The following is a 16,714-nucleotide window of genomic DNA, read 5'->3' as shown; positions in this document are numbered from 1 at the left end:
TAGTATAGTGGAAAAATATGAAAATATTATTAACTGGTGGTGCTGGATTTATTGGTTCTGCTGTAGTACGCCATATTATAAAAACAACGAAAGATACCGTTTTAAATATAGATAAATTGACCTACGCTGGAAATTTAGAGTCCTTAAAAGAAATTGATGAGGATACTCGCTATCAGTTCCAACAAATTGATATTTGTGATGTGCCAAAGCTAGAGAAGGTTTTTCAACAATTTCAACCTGATGTAGTCATGCATTTGGCAGCTGAGTCGCATGTTGATCGTTCAATCGATGGACCAAGTGCATTTATTCAGACCAATATTGTAGGAACGTATACCTTATTAGAAGTAACTCGTAAGTACTGGCAGGCATTAGATAACAATAAAAAAGCAAGTTTTCGTTTTCACCATATCTCAACAGATGAGGTCTATGGTGATCTAGAGGGTACAACAGACTTATTTACTGAAACAACACCTTATGCGCCAAGCTCTCCCTATTCAGCAAGTAAGGCGAGTTCAGATCATTTAGTTCGAGCTTGGCAACGTACCTATGGCTTACCGACCATTGTCACCAATTGTTCTAATAATTATGGTCCTTATCACTTCCCAGAAAAGTTAATTCCTTTAGTCATTTTAAATGCTTTAGATGGTAAAGCATTGCCGATCTATGGAAAGGGTGATCAGATCCGTGACTGGTTGTTCGTTGAAGACCATGCTAGAGCACTGTATCAAGTTGTTACTCAAGGTGTGATCGGTGAAACCTATAATATTGGTGGACATAACGAAAAGCAGAATATTGAAGTAGTTAAAACTATTTGCAAAATTCTAGATGAATTAAGACCACAGGCTAATGCTCAAGCTTATGAAAGTTTAATTACTTTTGTAAAGGATCGTCCCGGACATGATCTACGCTATGCGATTGATGCATCAAAAATAGAACGTGAACTTGGCTGGAAACCTCAGGAAACTTTTGAAACGGGTATCCGTAAAACCGTTGAATGGTATTTAAATAATTTAGAATGGTGTCGCCGTGTACAAGATGGCAGTTATCAAGGTGAAAGATTAGGGGTAAATGTCTAATGTCGACGAAAGGTATTATTCTTGCGGGTGGTTCAGGTACACGCTTATATCCAATTACCAAGGGTGTATCTAAGCAGTTACTGCCGATTTACGATAAACCGATGGTGTATTACCCTTTGTCAGTCTTGATGTTAGCGGGTATTCGCGAAGTTTTAATTATCAGTACTCCAGATGATATTGATGGCTTTAAACGACTATTGGGTGATGGTTCGCAATTTGGTGTTGAATTGAGTTACGCCGTTCAGCCAAGTCCAGATGGTTTAGCTCAGGCTTTTATTATTGGTGAAGCCTTTATCGGCACGAGTAATGTGTGTTTAGTGCTTGGTGATAATATTTTTTATGGTCAAGGCTTTACACCGATGTTACGCCAAGCAGTTGCTCGTCAAAAAGGGGCAACGGTCTTTGGCTATCAAGTGAAAGATCCTGAACGCTTTGGTGTGGTTGAATTTGACGAGCAAAAACGTGCTGTTTCATTAGAAGAAAAGCCGAAAAATCCAAAATCACATTTTGCTGTAACCGGTCTGTATTTCTACGACAATGATGTTGTCGAGATCGCAAAACAAGTCAAACCATCTGAGCGTGGTGAATTAGAAATCACGACCGTCAATCAAATGTACCTAGAGCGTGGCGACTTGAATGTAGAATTGCTTGGACGTGGTTTTGCTTGGCTCGACACGGGCACACATGAGAGCTTGCTTGAGGCAGCACAATTTGTAGAAACCATTGAAAAGCGACAAGGCTATAAGGTGGCATGTTTAGAAGAAATTGCCTTTAATAATGGTTGGCTAAGCAAAGAGCAAGTTTTAGTAATTGGCCAAAGTATGAATAAAAATGATTATGGCCAATATTTGATTTCTTTGGTGAATGAAGTATGAGCTTAAAGAAACTCATTGATTTACCTGACTTAGGTGATGAACGAGGCGGGCTGGTTTCGGTAGAGGCTAATCAGCATATCCCCTTTGACATTAAACGGATCTATTATATTTTTGCTGCATCTAAAGATAAGCCTAGAGGGTTTCATGCACATAAAGATCTAAAACAGCTTGCGATTTGCCTTCATGGGCAGTGCCGCTTTGTTTTAGACAACGGACGACAAAAAGAAGAAGTTACCTTGAGTTCACCTACTCAAGGTTTAATCATTGAAAGTATGACTTGGCGTGAAATGCATGACTTTTCGGAAGATTGTGTATTGTTGGTATTAGCTAGCGAACACTATGATGAAAGTGATTATATTCGAGATTATGATGAATTTTTAACTACGGTTAATCGTCCATTCATTCACCCATTATCTGATGTACACTCTAAAAATATTGGTCAAAATACCCGAGTTTGGCAATATAGTGTCATTTTAAAAGATGCTGTAATTGGTACAGGGTGTAATATTTGTGCTCATACTTTAATTGAAAATGATGTGTATATTGGCAATAATGTTACTGTCAAATCAGGGGTTTATATCTGGGATGGTATAACCTTAGAAGATAATGTGTTTATTGGCCCTTGTGTGGCTTTTACCAATGATAAAAAACCACGTTCTAAACAATATCCAGAAAGTTTTGCTCAAACAATTGTAGAGCAAGGTGCCAGTATTGGTGCAAATGCAACCATCTTACCTGGTATCCGTATTGGAAAAAATGCACTGATTGGTGCGGGTGCTGTTGTGACCAAAGATGTTCCAGAAAATGCGATTGTTGTAGGAAATCCAGCTATCATTAAAGGTTATGTAGAATGACAACCCCTTTCTTAGATCTAAAAAATATCAATCAGCAATATCGTGAACAACTGATTGAAGCCTGCACACGTGTGATTGATTCTGGCTGGTATATTGGTGGCACTGAACTTGATCAGTTTGAACAGAACTTTGCTGCATATTGTGGTACGAAATATGCGATTGGTGTAGCCAATGGTTTAGATGCACTTATTTTAACTTTGAGGGCTTGGAAAGAGCTTGGCAAGTTAAAAGACGGTGATGAAGTTCTCGTCCCTTCAAATACTTATATCGCCAGTATTCTCGCGATTAGTGCCAATCAACTTATTCCTGTACTGGTTGAGCCAGATTCCGATACGTTTAATCTTGATCCAGCAAAAATTGAAGCTGTTATTACAAATAAGACCAAGGTTATTTTACCCGTTCACTTATATGGCCAGCTTGCGGCAATGCCTGAGATTATGGCAATTGCTGAAAAATATAGTTTATTGGTTTTAGAGGATTCTGCACAAAGCCATGGCGCTGCAATTGATGGTAAAAAGGCTGGAAATTGGGGGGATGCATCTGGATTTAGCTTTTATCCTGGCAAAAATCTGGGTGCTTTAGGTGATGCAGGTGCGATCACGACCAATGATGCAGAGCTTGCAAATATGCTCAGGGCTCTACGTAATTATGGGTCGCATGAAAAATATAAGAATCTCGTACAAGGTGTAAATAGTCGCTTAGACGAAATTCAGGCGGCTATGCTGGATGTTAAACTTAAGTTTTTAGATCAAGAAATTGTGCATCGCCGTGAAGTTGCTCAGGTTTACTTAGAGGGGATTAGTAATCCTTTGATTGAACTTCCTAAAATAGGAGGTAATGCAGTTGAAGATCAACAACATGTCTGGCACTTGTTTGTCATTCGTACTCTTGATAGAGAAGCTTTACAGCAGCATTTAGCAGCACACGGTATACAAACTTTAATTCACTACCCAATTCCGCCGCATAAACAACAAGCTTATCTTGAATGGAATCGTCTAAGTTTCCCAATATCTGAGAAAATACACGAGACAGTCCTGAGTTTACCAATGAGTCCTGTCTTAAATATAAAAGATGCTCAGCATATAGTTGAAGTCTGTAACACGTTTAGTCTTTGATATGAATCTGCTGAAAACAAGTGCTTTAAATGGAGTAGCCGTTTTAATTAAAACAGCTACTTTATTTGTTTTGAATAAAATCTTAGCTATTTATGTTGGCCCTTCTGGCTATGCTATGATTGGCCAGTTTCAAAATTTTATTCAAATGATTACAACCTTTTCAGGAAGTATGATTAATACTGCTGTCACAAAATATACAGCAGAATATTATGAAGATAAGCAAAAGCAGAAAAAAATATGGCAGAATGCAGGGAGCATAGTTTTTATTCTAAGCGTACTTTTTGCATTACTCATTATTATTTTTCAGCAGCAATTATCCCTTTATATTTTTCATAGCCTAGAATACCAATCGGTATTCATTTGGTTTGCCATTTTTCTAGTTTTTTTTAATTTTAATACTTTGTTTTTGGCGATATTAAATGGAAAAAAGGAAATACTAAAATTAGTATTGGCAAATATAGCGGGTAGTTTAGTTTCTTTAGTGATCACGACAGCCCTTGCAGTCAAATATCATTTGTATGGTGCATTGGTTGCATTGTCTGTTTATCAATCTCTTGCTTTTTTTGTAACTCTGTATCTTTGCTATAAAGCAGATTGGTTTAAAATTTCTTACTTGTTTGGGCGAATCGATTCTGCTATTGCACATAAGTTTATGTCATTTGCATTAATGGCTTTAGTCAGCGCAATTTGTGTACCACTTTCTCAAATAGTGATTAGAACATATTTAAGTCAGACTTTTGGTGCGGACTATGCGGGTTATTGGGAAGCGATGATTCGTTTAAGTGCTGCATATCTAATGTTGGTAACAACAACCTTAGGTGTCTATTACTTGCCTAAATTATCAGAATTAAAAACCCTTGTTGAAATAAAAAAAGAAGTCTATTTAGGTTATAAGTTTATATTCCCACTCGCTATTTTAGGAGGGGGGCTGGCTTATCTATTGAAAGATTGGGTTATTGTTGTATTATTCAGTGAAAAATTCCTGCCTATGGCTGATCTATTTTTATGGCAAATGATAGGAGATGCCCTAAAAATTGGAAGTTGGATACTTGCTTATTTGATGTTAAGCAAAGCAATGATTAAACTGTTTGTAACGACAGAAATTATGTTTGCAATAAGTTCAATTCTTTTGACTTATATCTGTACCCAGATGTTTGGTTTTGAAGGAGTTTCTATTGCTCATCTAATAAATTATGCAATCTATTGGGCGGTAATGAGTATTTTTGTGTTTAAACATTTGCGGATGAGAGTTATATAGAGATGCAATCAAAAAGTCAGCCGTTAGTTTCTGTTGTCATCCCTTGCTATAACCATGCACAGTATGTTCAGGATTGTATTCAAAGTGTGATTAATCAGACTTATCAGAATATTGAACTAATTATTATTGATGATGGCTCTAAAGATAATTCTATAGAAAAAATAGAAGAGATGTTATCTGTTTGTGAAGAACGGTTTACTAGATTTGAGTTCAGATATCGAGCAAATCGTGGTTTAAGTGCGACTTTAAATGAAGCATTGGAATGGTGTCATGGTAAGTATTTTTCAGCCATTGCTTCAGATGATATGCTATTAGCTGAAAAGCTGATGGTACAAGTTCCTATTCTTGAAGCTGATGACGCTTGCAAAGGTGTTTTTGGTAATATGATTTTAATTAATGATCAGAATGAAGAGTGTGGGGAAATAATAAAAAAAGAAAAAAAATATTTTTTTAAAGACTTGTTTAAGTATACAGAATATTTACCAGCCCCTACACAGATGCTTAGACTAAAAGATATAAAGAATGTGAATGGTTTTAATGAAAAATTTATCATTGAAGATTGGTATATTTATTTGAAAGTCCTAGAGAAAGGTGGGTATTGTATACACTTAAACTATACTTTTACGAAGTATAGATTGCATGAGGATAATCTTTCAAAGAAAAAAAATATAATGATTATTGGTAAGTTGCAAATTGCTGATTATTTTAAATCACATGAGAGAGAATATAATCAGCTTTTGGTAGAAATATATTTGTTTGCAATACTAAATATGTTTTTTTTGCATCCTATTATGGTGTTAAAAGCCTTAAGTGGAAAATTAATTAGAAAATTGAATGGTATATTATGATTCCTAAGATTATTCATTATTGCTGGTTTGGTAAAAACCCTATGTCCCCTTTAATAGAAGAATGTATTAAAAGTTGGCATAGATATTTACCTGATTGGGAGTTTATTCTTTGGAATGAAGACAACTCACCTTTAGAGCATGATTTTGTGAAAAAAGCATTAAAAGATAAGAAATATGCTTTCGTTGCTGATTATGTTCGTTGTCATGCTTTATATGAATATGGTGGAGTATATTTAGATACTGATATGGAGTTGATTAAAGATATTTCGACTTTGCTTAATAATGATTTTTTTGCAGCTTATGAAGATTCTGACCAAGATAAAGTGAGCTGTGGGGTAATTGGCTGTATTAAGGGGCATCAAATATTAAAATTAGTATTAGATTTTTATGATATTAATAGTAATGTGTATAAGACTATGCCCTATGTTCTTGGTAGTGTATACAATAAGGTTTCTAAAGAAAGAGATATAGTTTTGTCTCAGAGTTCATTTTACCCCTATAATCCATTTGATCAAGATAAACCTGTAAAGCAGTTGATGTATGTTCATATTAAGGACGATACTTATGGTATACATCACTGGGGATATTCGTGGAAATTTAATTATTTCGAAAGAATAATTAATAAAATACAAAGAATAATAAGGGGGTTGTAGCTTTGAGTGCTTTGCTTCAACTGAATAAAAAATACCTTACTGGTTTTATGTGGGTGTTTTTTTTGTTTATATATATATTTAATATAGCTGTTTTTTTTAAATTTGGTTTCTTAGTTTTTTTATTTTCTCTTTTTGGCCTGTTTTTTGTTTTTAATTCATTTAATAAATTTAGAAAAATTGATTTTTTTATTTTTTTGTTTTTATTTTTTGGTTTTTTTGTAAGTACTCTATCTGCTTTATTTAATAGTAATCTGGATTATAGTTATTATTATGAGGTTTATTTATTTATTTATTTTCAGCTTCTAGCTTTAATTGGTGTTTTTAGGGTAGGTGGTGCTCATTTAGATTTTGTTAGAGTAATTAAACTTAGTGCAATTGCCGTGTTAATTCAACTTATGCTGTCTGCATTGATTAGCTTTTATCCTGCTTTTGAGAAAATATTTTACTCCATTGTTTATAACAATTTGTCGGATTTATCTAGGCTTGATGATTTGAAACTTGAGCGAATTGTCGGGGTTGGTCGTTCCTTTTTTGCATCAGGAATTATTAATTGTTTTATATTGGTTTGTTTAAGTCAAATTATAAAATATGAAAAAAAGCATATAATATTTTGGTTGTTTGTTTACTTTATGATAGCAATTATTGGAATGATGAGTGCGAGAACAACTTTAGTCGGATTTGCTATAGGATCTTTATTGTTGTTTTCTAGTTTTTCTATAAATCAAATCAAAATATTTTTTTCAGGGTTATTCTTGCTATCTATTGCTGTAATTTTATATTTTGTTTACGGGGAAAAATTTGTTGATTTTCAATTGATTAAATTTGGTTTTGGTTTGTTTTTGAGTGATGGGAATTCGGATACTAATAACTCATTTAATACACTATTAGACATGTTTTCAATATTTCCTGAAAGTTATAAAACTTGGATTATTGGGGATAATATGTATAACTTAAAAAATGGTTATTATATGAATACTGATGTTGGTTATTTTAGGGTGATCTTTGCTAATGGTTTGCTAGGTCTTGGTGTTTTTTTGATTTTTAATATATATTTGATATTTAAAATAAAATCTTCATTTGTTGATCTTAAATTTAAAATAGCACTTTTAGTTTTATTATTGGCTTTGTTGGCTAAAGGTATTACTGTTTTCATTTCTTTGTTGATGTTATTGGTATATGCATGTAATTCTATGAAAAGGTGCGAGAGTGAAAAAAATACTGTTTATTATTAACTCTTTAAAAAACAAGTCTGGTTCAGAACGTGTTGCTGTAGAGCTTGCAAATAAGATGTCCAGAATGGATGGTTATGAGATTACACTTTTAAATAGAGAATCTACAAAAGACAATTCAGCATATCCTTTAGTTGAAAATGTGAATGTAATTAGATTGACTGGAAATATATTTAAATTTTATAAGAAATTAAAAAAGTATACAGCCACTTACTCTTATGATGCAGTGATAGTTCATAATATGGGGAAATTATCTCTATTGTGTACTTTTCTACCAAAAGTAAAAAAATTAGTGACGCTTGAGCATGTATCTTTCATAAGTAGACCTAAGACTGTTCAATTGCTCAGTCGATTTTTTTACAAAAGAGTTGGTCAGGTTATTACTTTGACCCAAAATGACAAGGATCAATTCGATAAATTTCATTCTAATGTAATTGTTATCCCTAATTTTTCACCATTCCCTATCATCTCGGCACCTCAAAAGGGTAGTAAACAAATTGTAGCGATTGGTCGCTTAACTGATCAGAAAAACTATATTCATTTACTGCAGGCTTGGGAGAAAATATATCAAACTATTCCTGATTGGCAACTAAATATTTATGGAGAGGGCGAACAAGAGACAATATTGCATAATTATATTAGGGAGCATTCACTTAGACATATTAGTTTGAAAGGAAGTACTTCAAATGTTAAACAAGTCTATGAGCAATCTAGTTTTTTTGTAATGTCATCAAAATATGAGGGCTTACCTATGGTGTTAATTGAAGCTCAGAGTTTTGGTTTGCCTATTGTGTCATATAATTGTCCTTTTGGACCAAGTGATATCATAAAGAATCATGAAAACGGTTTATTAGTACAAGATCAAAATGTTAGTGAATTAGCTGCAGCAATTTTAAAAGTTGCTTCTTCTCCTGATTTATTGGGTCAATTCGCAAAAAACTCATTGTTAAATGCTCAAAAATATCAGCCCGAACAAATTTTAAAAATTTGGATTGATAAGGTTTTGAAAGGATAGTTTTATGTTTTCTGTATTAAGTTCTATTTATCACAAAGAATCTCCAGTGCATTTTAATGCTTGTATGGAAAGTATTTGGGATAAACAAACTTTAAGACCTACAGAAATTATTTTAGTTGAGGATGGGCCTTTAACTCCTGAATTGAATAAAGTAATCGGACAATGGCAAAACAAGCTAGGTGATATTCTTCGTGTAAAAAAGCTCGAGAAGAACGTTGGAACAGGTAAGGCTAAAAATATTGGTTTAAAAGAATGTGCCTATGACCTTGTATGCATAGTTGATACCGATGATATTTGTGCACCAGATAGGTTTAAAAAACAAATTGACTTCTTGAATGAAAACCCTAGTATTTCTATATTAGGTGGTCAAATTATTGAATTTATTGAAAATATTGAAAATCCAACTGGGGTGCGTAGTGTTCCACTTTTACATAAAGATTTAAAAAACTATGCAAAAAAACAAAGCCCTTTCAATAATATGACGATTGCTTATCGAAAGGCACATATTCTGGATGTTGGTGGTTATCATCACCATTTATGGATGGAAGATTATAATCTTTTTTTACGTATAATTGCGAAGGGTTATCAAGTTCAGAATTTATCAGATATTTTGGTGTATGCTCGTATTGATAATGGTATGCATGGTCGTCGTAAGGGGTTGGAATATATTAAAAGTGAAAAAAAGTTGTTGGATTTAAAAAAAGAGTTGAAGTTACAAGATCCAATTCATGCTAATATAGTTTTTTTGTTACGGTCAGTGTTTCGACTACTACCATCCACGATGTTGGGGAAAATTTATAATAATTTTCTTAGGAAGAAAGTCTAAATTATTTTGATATATGGGTTTCAAACAATGAAAAGGCTTGTTGATATAGTTGTTGCATCTGTAGCAATTTTATTACTTTCTCCAATATTTATTCTCGTTGCTTATAAGGTCAGAAAGAACTTAGGCGCTCCTATCTTTTTTTATCAGGAACGCCCTGGTAAAGACGGTAAGCTATTTAAAATGATTAAGTTCCGCTCGATGAAAGATGCTACAGATTCTGAGGGTAATGCTTTACCTGATGAGCAGCGGATTACACCATTTGGACAAAAATTACGCTCTACAAGCTTGGATGAAATGCCACAGCTATTTAATGTGCTAAAAGGCGATATGAGCGTCGTTGGGCCTCGGCCAATGTTAAAAGAATTTGTTGAACTTTATTCACCAGAGCAAGCACGTCGTTTGGATGTAAAACCTGGAATGACCGGCTTAGCGCAAGTGAGTGGTCGTAACGAATTAGATTATGAAGACCGCTTTAAATGTGATGTTTGGTATGTCGATCATCATAATACCTTCGTTGATTTTAAAATCATGTGGAAAACATTAGGTGTTATGTTGAAACGTGAAGGGATTAATGCGCCTGGACATGTTGGCCCCTCTTTATTTAAGGGGAATAATTTACAAGAACAAGATAAAATTAACTCTTGAAGATCTATCTAAATCAATGAAGTAGTAATGTAATGATCAAGAAAGCAATTTTACCTGTCGCAGGTTTAGGTACACGATTCTTACCAGCAAGCAAATCTATTCCAAAGGAAATGGTGACTGTTGTTGATCGTCCAGCCATTGAATATGTGGTACGTGAAGCAGTTGATGCTGGGATTGAACAAATTATTTTGGTCACACATTCCTCTAAGGCCTCGATTGAGAATTATTTTGATCGTAATTTCGAGTTAGAAACAACTTTAGAACAAAAAAAGAAATTTGATCTACTCAAAGAAATTACTGATATTTTACCGAAGCATGTGAGCGTTGTGAGCGTGCGTCAGCCGCAGCCTTTAGGCCTTGGACATGCTGTACTTTGTGCAAAAGATATCGTGGGTAATGAAGCCTTTGCCGTATTATTACCTGACGTTTTAGTCAAGAATCAAGTCTCTGAGAATGATTTGTCTCTGATGATCCAGCGCTTTGAGACATCTCAAGCAGCACAGATTATGGTTGAAGCAGTACCTGATCATTTGGTTGATCAATATGGTATTGTGGATGTCGCGGTTTCTCCGAATGAAGGTGAAAGCGTTGTGATGCAGGGAATCGTTGAAAAACCTGCGGTGGGCGCAGCACCTTCGAACTTATCTGTGGTTGGTCGTTATATTTTACCAGCACAGATTATGGCGCTTTTAGAAAATACCCCACGCGGAGCTGGAAATGAAATTCAGCTCACTGATGCCATCGCAGCATTACAGCAAGCAGAAGCTGTTGAAGCGTATCGCATGAAAGGGCAGACTTTCGATTGTGGTAGTAAGCTTGGATACCTAAAAGCTGTATTACACTATGGTATTGAGCACCCCAAATTGGGCGCAGATTTTAAGGGCTTAATTCAAGAATTGGCCCTGTAGTTTAGGGCATGTGGTTATGAAAGTTGCAATCTTTGGCAATACATTATATGCAGGCGTGATGTCTGCATTATTGTCTGAATCTGGGCACTTTGTGTATTGGTGCTCACATCTCAATGATAATTCCGCTGATCAGCAGTACTCATTTCATGATGAAAATGTTAGCCGTTTACTGGAACAACAGTTAAACAGTGGTTTTCTCAGTTATCGTGATTTGGACGCAATTCCTTTAGATATAGATGCCTATTTATTTAGTTTTAATCAAACACAAGAACAACAAGTTTTTCAACTGCTACAGTCGTTAAAACAGCGCCCGATTATTCATCCAAAACTGATGATCAATGCTTCAACCTTTGGTTTGCAGGGGACTGATCACTTTAAGCAAATCCTTTCCGAAGATGACTGGGTTTATTTACCAGATACGATTCAAGAAGGAAATGCTTTACAGAGTTTAACTCAAGCAAAACAAATGATTGTAGGATGTACGCAAGTTGACGTTCAGAGTAAAGTGAAAGAATTGCTAAGGCCTCTTTTTCCTTTGACACAGCAGTATCTGTTTATGCCAATTTTAGATGCTGAATTTACGAAGCTCAGTATTTCAGGCATGTTGGCGACAAGAATTAGCTATATTAATGATCTGGCTGTGGTTGCTGAGAAACTTGGGATTGATATTGCTTCAGTACGTCAGGGTATGGCGGCGGATAACCGTATTGGTTCAGCTTACTTAGCTCCTGGTGCTGGTTTTGGCGGTGAAAATTTTTCTCATGATATTCTGACACTCTCTAATACAGTTGCAAATACAGGCGTTAAAAGCCAATTGCTTGCACAAGTATGGGACATCAATGAGCAACAAAAAGAAATCCTGTTCCGTAAGTTTTGGAACTATTATCATGGTGATTTAAAGGGTAAGTCCGTTGCAATTTGGGGGGCTTCTTTTAAAGAAAATACCTCAAGTATTCAGCAATCACCCATTCACCAAATGCTTGCTGCATTGTGGGCGCAAGGGGTGACGGTTCATTTACATGATCCGCAGGCTTTGGATGAAATTAAACAGATGTATGGGCAGCGTGACGATTTAGTGCTCTGTGATGATCAGTATGATGCGGTGAAAAATGTGCACGGTCTATGTGTGTTAACCGCATGGAAACAATATTGGAGTCCGGACTTTAAACAGCTCGAACAACTGATGGCACATCCTTTGATATTGGATGGTCGCAATATTTATGATCCAGACTATGTGAAATTACAAGGTTTCGCATATATGGGCGTGGGGCGTTAATGATGATCAAGCAAATTCAGCCTTTTGCCGTTAAGGCACCAGCGTCAGTGCTTGAGCATTTATCATCTTTGCAAAAGCAAATTAAAGAGGTTCATCTCAAAGAATTATTTGCAGCAGATCCCTCACGCTTTAAACGGTTCTCAGTTGAACATGATCAAATTGTTCTAGATTTTAGTAAACATCGTATTGATCAAAATATTTTAAATGGCTTGGTCGACTTAGCTCAGGCACAAGATTTAAAACAATGGATTAAGACATTATTTTCTTCGGAACAAATTAATTATACCGAGCATCGTGCCGCAATGCATTGGGCTCTACGCTTGCCGCAATCGAGTCCAGATTTTCCTCAGGAGAATCAACAGGTACAGCAACAGCTGGAGCGGATGTATGCTTTGGTGGATAAAATCCATGCTGGACAATACCGTGGCGCAACAGGTGAAGTCATTCAGGATGTGGTCAATATTGGTGTCGGAGGCTCTGACTTAGGCCCTTTAATGGTGACACATGCATTGTCCGATTTTAAGGTGACGAGTACAAAGCCTTTAGATGTGCACTTTGTCTCGACCATGGATGGTAGTCAACTGTCTGACCTGCTACATCAGCTGCGCCCAGAAACGACATTATTTATTATTTCCTCGAAGTCATTTGGCACCATTGATACCTTGTCGAATGCACAAACGGTGCGTCAATGGTTAGAAAAGTCGCTTGGACAGAATGAAAAAATTCTGCAGAATCATTTTATTGGGGTCTCGACCAAACCTGAAAAAATGACGGAATGGGGCATTGCCACTGATAAGCAGCTGTTGCTATGGGATTGGGTTGGTGGCCGTTATTCGCTGTGGTCGTGTATTGGCCTGCCGATTGCGCTGACGATTGGGGTTGATGGTTTTAAGCAGTTGTTAGCGGGTGCGCACGAGATTGATCAACATTTTCAAACAGCACCATTTCAGCAGAATATTCCGGTATTGATGGGATTGTTAGGGGCGTGGAATAATAACTTCCTTGAAATCCAAACCCATGCTGTGTTGCCCTATGACGGCCGACTCAAATATTTCGCCGCTTATTTGCAGCAGCTTGAAATGGAGTCCAATGGTAAATCGATCCAGCGTAATGGGGAAAAGGTGAATACAGCCACTTGCCCGATTGTGTGGGGTGAGGTTGGACCTAATGCACAACACGCATTTTATCAGCTATTACATCAAGGCACGCATTCAGTCAGTTGTGACTTTATTGCACCGGTAAAGCGTTATAATGCCAATCAATTTACTTATGCTGAAAGTGCAGAGGCTTTGGTTGAACAGCATCATCTGGCCTTATCGAATTGTTTGGCGCAGTCGCGATTATTGGCCTTTGGTAATCAAGCTTTGGCAGCAGATGAACTTGAAGATTTACCTGCTTATAAGCAATATGAAGGCAATCAGCCAAGTTCAACCATTTTACTCAAAGAGCTGAATCCTTATAGTTTAGGGATGCTGATTGCGACGTATGAACACAAAGTTTTTGTGCAGTCGGTATTGTGGAATATCAATCCCTTTGATCAATGGGGGGTTGAAAAAGGTAAAGAGATTGCCAATCAACTGTTACCGATTTTAAACCGTGAGCAAGATGATTTATCTGCTTTTGATACATCGACGCAAGGTTTGTTGAAAATATTGTTAGGAAAAATAGATGGCTAAAATTTTAGTCACAGGTGGTGCGGGTTATATTGGCTCACATACCTGTTTAGAACTACTCAATGCAAGTCATGATGTTGTTGTATTTGATAATCTTTCAAATAGTTCTGAAGAAGCTTTACGTCGTGTACAGAAACTCGCCAATAAAAGCTTGGTTTTTGTAAAAGGTGATATTCGTAATCAGGATGCGTTAGATCAGGTCTTTCAGGACTATTCTATTGATGCAGTCATTCATTTTGCAGGTCTGAAAGCGGTTGGTGAGAGCCAACAGGTTCCATTGACTTATTTTGATAATAACATTGCCGGCAGTGCTCAATTGGTCAAGGCGATGGAACGCGCTGGCGTATTTAACTTGGTATTTAGTTCATCTGCCACGGTATATGATGAAGCCAATAGTTCTCCGTTAAATGAAGATATGCCAACAGGCATGCCAAATAACAATTATGGTTATACCAAACTGATTGTTGAGCAAATGCTGCAAAAACTGGCACAGGCAGACTCGCGTTGGTCGATTGCTTTACTTCGTTATTTTAACCCTGTCGGTGCGCATAAAAGCGGTCAGATTGGTGAAGATCCACAAGGAATTCCAAATAACTTAATGCCTTATGTAACACAAGTCGCAGTCGGTCGTCGTGAAAAGCTGGCAATTTATGGCAATGATTATGACACCGTCGATGGTACAGGGGTTCGTGATTATATCCATGTGGTCGATTTGGCCAATGCGCATTTGTGTGCCTTAAATAATCGCTTATCTGCTCAAGGCTGTCGTGCTTGGAACATTGGGACAGGCAATGGTTCATCTGTATTAGAAGTTAAAAATACCTTTGAGCAAATCAATGCTGTACCTGTTGCATTTGAATTTGCACCACGTCGTGCAGGTGATGTCGCCACTTCATTTGCAGACAATAGCCGTGCGATTACAGAGTTGGGTTGGCAGCCTCAATATACTTTGGAAGATATGTTGGCAGACAGTTGGAACTGGCAGAAACAGAATCCAAACGGTTTTAACTAAATACCAAGCAAATAAAAAAGGAGCGATAGGCTCCTTTTTTATTGGACTGAATTAACCCTGAATTAACCCAGTTAATTCATCGACATAATGTTGCATCGGTTGCGGGTTTTGATCGGCACGACTTTCAATGTTTAAACGTAGTAACGGTTCGGTATTCGAAGCACGGACATTTAAGCGCCATGCACCAAAATCAAGGCTCACACCATCGGTACGATCAACCTGTGGATTCTGATCGGCATAATGATCAAAAATCTTTTGTACAGTGGCTTGTGTATCCGCCACTTTAAAATTGATTTCACCGCTACATGGGAATTTGGCAATCATGTTTTCAACTAAAGTTGAAAGAGATTGACCCGTTTCCGAAAGCAGGGCAATGGTCAGTAACCAAGGGATCATACCGCTATCGCAATAGGCAAAGTCACGGAAATAGTGGTGCGCACTCATTTCCCCGCCGTACACGGCATTGTGTTCACGCATGACATCCTTAATGAAAGCATGTCCAGATTTAGATTGTACTGCGATGCCTTGGTATTGATCGACGATGTCAAAGGTATTCCAGACTAGACGCGGATCATGCACAATCTTTTCACCTGATTGTTTGATCAGGAAGGCCTGTGCCAATAAACCAACGATGTAATAACCTTCGATGAACTGTCCTTTTTCATCAAACAGGAAGCAGCGGTCAAAGTCACCATCCCAGGCAATACCCATATCAGCTTGATGTTGCAGCACAGCATCACGAGTGCTATCGCGGTTTTCAATCAGGATTGGGTTCGGAATACCATTCGGGAAGCGACCATCTGCTTCGTGGTGAATTTTAATAAATTCTACTGGAATATTCAGTTGCTGGAATTTTTGTTCGATGGCGTCAATCACATGACCTGCTGCGCCATTGCCCGCATTGACCACAAGTTTAAGGGGTTTAATTTTTTGTGGATCAATATAGGTGAGTAGGTGTTCAATAAACTCAGGCAAAATATTGTAGGATTGGGTCGTACCTTTTTGTGCGACCTCTACAAATTGCCCTGTTTCAGCCAGTGCCTGAATTTCTTTTAAGCCTGTTTCTGCACTGATTGGACGTGCATTTTCACGCACCAATTTCATCCCGTTGTAATCCATTGGGTTGTGGCTGGCAGTCACTTCGATACCGCCTTGTACATCCAAATGAAAAGCTGCGAAATAGACTTCTTCTGTGCCGGTCATGCCCAAATCAAGCACATTGATACCTGCATCATTCAAGCCCCGAATTGTGGCCTGTTTTAAGCCTTCGCTACTTAAACGGATATCACAACCAATCACCACGGTTTTCGGTTGATAGATCTGCCCATAGGCACGACCAATGTTATAAGCAATCTCTTCATTCAGTTCAGTACCGAGTTTGCCGCGAATATCGTAGGCTTTAAAGCAAGTCAGTTGAGTCATATTGTTCAATTCATAGTGATGTGATTTGA

The 16,714-nt window shown here is 37.0% G+C and carries 16 protein-coding genes; 15 read left to right on the top strand and 1 reads right to left on the bottom strand.

The window, feature by feature from the left end:
- Nucleotides 1–17: 17 nt before the first annotated feature.
- Genes rfbB through galE form a run of 15 tightly spaced genes read left to right on the top strand, consistent with a single transcriptional unit; the run spans nt 18 to nt 15,263 of the window.
- Entirely contained in the window at nt 18–1,076 is a 1,059-nt protein-coding gene (gene rfbB, locus F885_RS05910; protein ID WP_005319935.1) for a dTDP-glucose 4,6-dehydratase, read from the top strand.
- Nucleotides 1,076–1,951: a glucose-1-phosphate thymidylyltransferase RfbA gene (gene rfbA, locus F885_RS05915; RefSeq protein ID WP_004801792.1), complete on the top strand. Its 876-nt coding sequence runs from the start codon at nt 1,076–1,078 to the stop codon at nt 1,949–1,951. Before rfbB ends, rfbA begins: the two co-directional genes overlap by 1 nt.
- Nucleotides 1,948–2,805 carry a WxcM-like domain-containing protein gene (locus F885_RS20760; protein ID WP_005319932.1) on the top strand — a complete coding sequence of 286 codons (858 nt, stop codon included), beginning with the start codon at nt 1,948–1,950 and terminating at the stop codon, nt 2,803–2,805. The genes rfbA and F885_RS20760 overlap by 4 nt, the downstream gene beginning before the upstream one ends.
- Entirely contained in the window at nt 2,802–3,920 is a 1,119-nt protein-coding gene (locus F885_RS05920) for a DegT/DnrJ/EryC1/StrS family aminotransferase (protein WP_005319928.1), read from the top strand. The genes F885_RS20760 and F885_RS05920 overlap by 4 nt, the downstream gene beginning before the upstream one ends.
- Before the next feature lies 1 nt (nt 3,921).
- Nucleotides 3,922–5,178, top strand: a complete 1,257-nt coding sequence (locus tag F885_RS05925) for an O-antigen translocase (protein ID WP_005319925.1) — start codon at nt 3,922–3,924, stop codon at nt 5,176–5,178.
- A 2-nt stretch (nt 5,179–5,180) separates the two neighbouring features.
- Nucleotides 5,181–6,026 carry a glycosyltransferase family 2 protein gene (locus F885_RS05930; protein ID WP_005319922.1) on the top strand — a complete coding sequence of 282 codons (846 nt, stop codon included), beginning with the start codon at nt 5,181–5,183 and terminating at the stop codon, nt 6,024–6,026.
- On the top strand, nt 6,023–6,679 hold the full coding sequence (locus F885_RS05935; protein ID WP_005319920.1) for a glycosyltransferase family 32 protein: 657 nt from the start codon (nt 6,023–6,025) through the stop codon (nt 6,677–6,679). The genes F885_RS05930 and F885_RS05935 overlap by 4 nt, the downstream gene beginning before the upstream one ends.
- A 2-nt stretch (nt 6,680–6,681) precedes the next feature.
- Nucleotides 6,682–7,911: a hypothetical protein gene (locus F885_RS05940; protein WP_005319917.1), complete on the top strand. Its 1,230-nt coding sequence runs from the start codon at nt 6,682–6,684 to the stop codon at nt 7,909–7,911.
- A complete protein-coding gene (locus F885_RS05945; protein ID WP_005319912.1) occupies nt 7,886–8,923 on the top strand; it encodes a glycosyltransferase family 4 protein in 1,038 nt (345 codons plus the stop codon). The genes F885_RS05940 and F885_RS05945 overlap by 26 nt, the downstream gene beginning before the upstream one ends.
- Nucleotides 8,924–8,927: 4 nt before the next feature.
- Nucleotides 8,928–9,749, top strand: coding sequence for a glycosyltransferase (locus tag F885_RS05950; RefSeq protein WP_005319908.1), 822 nt, complete (start codon nt 8,928–8,930; stop codon nt 9,747–9,749).
- A 27-nt stretch (nt 9,750–9,776) separates the two neighbouring features.
- Nucleotides 9,777–10,394, top strand: coding sequence for a sugar transferase (locus F885_RS05955; RefSeq protein WP_004801805.1), 618 nt, complete (start codon nt 9,777–9,779; stop codon nt 10,392–10,394).
- Nucleotides 10,395–10,426: 32 nt separating this feature from the next.
- On the top strand, nt 10,427–11,302 hold the full coding sequence (gene galU, locus F885_RS05960; protein WP_005319906.1) for a UTP--glucose-1-phosphate uridylyltransferase GalU: 876 nt from the start codon (nt 10,427–10,429) through the stop codon (nt 11,300–11,302).
- A gap of 16 nt (nt 11,303–11,318) precedes the next feature.
- A complete protein-coding gene (locus F885_RS05965; protein ID WP_005200898.1) occupies nt 11,319–12,578 on the top strand; it encodes a nucleotide sugar dehydrogenase in 1,260 nt (419 codons plus the stop codon).
- On the top strand, nt 12,578–14,254 hold the full coding sequence (gene pgi / locus F885_RS05970) for a glucose-6-phosphate isomerase (RefSeq protein ID WP_005319903.1): 1,677 nt from the start codon (nt 12,578–12,580) through the stop codon (nt 14,252–14,254). Before F885_RS05965 ends, pgi begins: the two co-directional genes overlap by 1 nt.
- Nucleotides 14,247–15,263 carry a UDP-glucose 4-epimerase GalE gene (galE, locus tag F885_RS05975; RefSeq protein WP_005319900.1) on the top strand — a complete coding sequence of 339 codons (1,017 nt, stop codon included), beginning with the start codon at nt 14,247–14,249 and terminating at the stop codon, nt 15,261–15,263. Before pgi ends, galE begins: the two co-directional genes overlap by 8 nt.
- Nucleotides 15,264–15,314: 51 nt before the next feature.
- Here the strand turns inward: galE and F885_RS05980 are convergent, their stop codons facing one another.
- Nucleotides 15,315–16,685, bottom strand: a complete 1,371-nt coding sequence (locus F885_RS05980) for a phosphohexomutase domain-containing protein (protein WP_005319898.1) — start codon at nt 16,683–16,685, stop codon at nt 15,315–15,317.
- Between the last annotated feature and the right edge of the window lie 29 nt (nt 16,686–16,714).

The sequence above is a fragment of the Acinetobacter higginsii genome (assembly GCF_000369845.1).
Taxonomy (GTDB): domain Bacteria; phylum Pseudomonadota; class Gammaproteobacteria; order Pseudomonadales; family Moraxellaceae; genus Acinetobacter; species Acinetobacter higginsii.
The sequence above is the reverse complement of the archived record's forward strand: the minus strand, read 5'-3'. Positions and strand labels throughout refer to the sequence as shown.

Excerpts from the sequence above, each read along its gene's own strand:
- rfbB (WP_005319935.1), top strand. The coding sequence starts at position 18 with ATGAAAATATTATTAACTGGTGGTGCTGGATTTATTGGTTCTGCTGTA.
- rfbA (WP_004801792.1), top strand. The coding sequence starts at position 1,076 with ATGTCGACGAAAGGTATTATTCTTGCGGGTGGTTCAGGTACACGCTTA.
- F885_RS20760 (WP_005319932.1), top strand. The coding sequence starts at position 1,948 with ATGAGCTTAAAGAAACTCATTGATTTACCTGACTTAGGTGATGAACGA.
- F885_RS05920 (WP_005319928.1), top strand. The coding sequence starts at position 2,802 with ATGACAACCCCTTTCTTAGATCTAAAAAATATCAATCAGCAATATCGT.
- F885_RS05925 (WP_005319925.1), top strand. The coding sequence starts at position 3,922 with ATGAATCTGCTGAAAACAAGTGCTTTAAATGGAGTAGCCGTTTTAATT.
- F885_RS05930 (WP_005319922.1), top strand. The coding sequence starts at position 5,181 with ATGCAATCAAAAAGTCAGCCGTTAGTTTCTGTTGTCATCCCTTGCTAT.
- F885_RS05935 (WP_005319920.1), top strand. The coding sequence starts at position 6,023 with ATGATTCCTAAGATTATTCATTATTGCTGGTTTGGTAAAAACCCTATG.
- F885_RS05950 (WP_005319908.1), top strand. The coding sequence starts at position 8,928 with ATGTTTTCTGTATTAAGTTCTATTTATCACAAAGAATCTCCAGTGCAT.
- F885_RS05955 (WP_004801805.1), top strand. The coding sequence starts at position 9,777 with ATGAAAAGGCTTGTTGATATAGTTGTTGCATCTGTAGCAATTTTATTA.
- galU (WP_005319906.1), top strand. The coding sequence starts at position 10,427 with ATGATCAAGAAAGCAATTTTACCTGTCGCAGGTTTAGGTACACGATTC.
- F885_RS05965 (WP_005200898.1), top strand. The coding sequence starts at position 11,319 with ATGAAAGTTGCAATCTTTGGCAATACATTATATGCAGGCGTGATGTCT.
- pgi (WP_005319903.1), top strand. The coding sequence starts at position 12,578 with ATGATGATCAAGCAAATTCAGCCTTTTGCCGTTAAGGCACCAGCGTCA.
- galE (WP_005319900.1), top strand. The coding sequence starts at position 14,247 with ATGGCTAAAATTTTAGTCACAGGTGGTGCGGGTTATATTGGCTCACAT.
- F885_RS05980 (WP_005319898.1), bottom strand. The coding sequence starts at position 16,685 with ATGACTCAACTGACTTGCTTTAAAGCCTACGATATTCGCGGCAAACTC.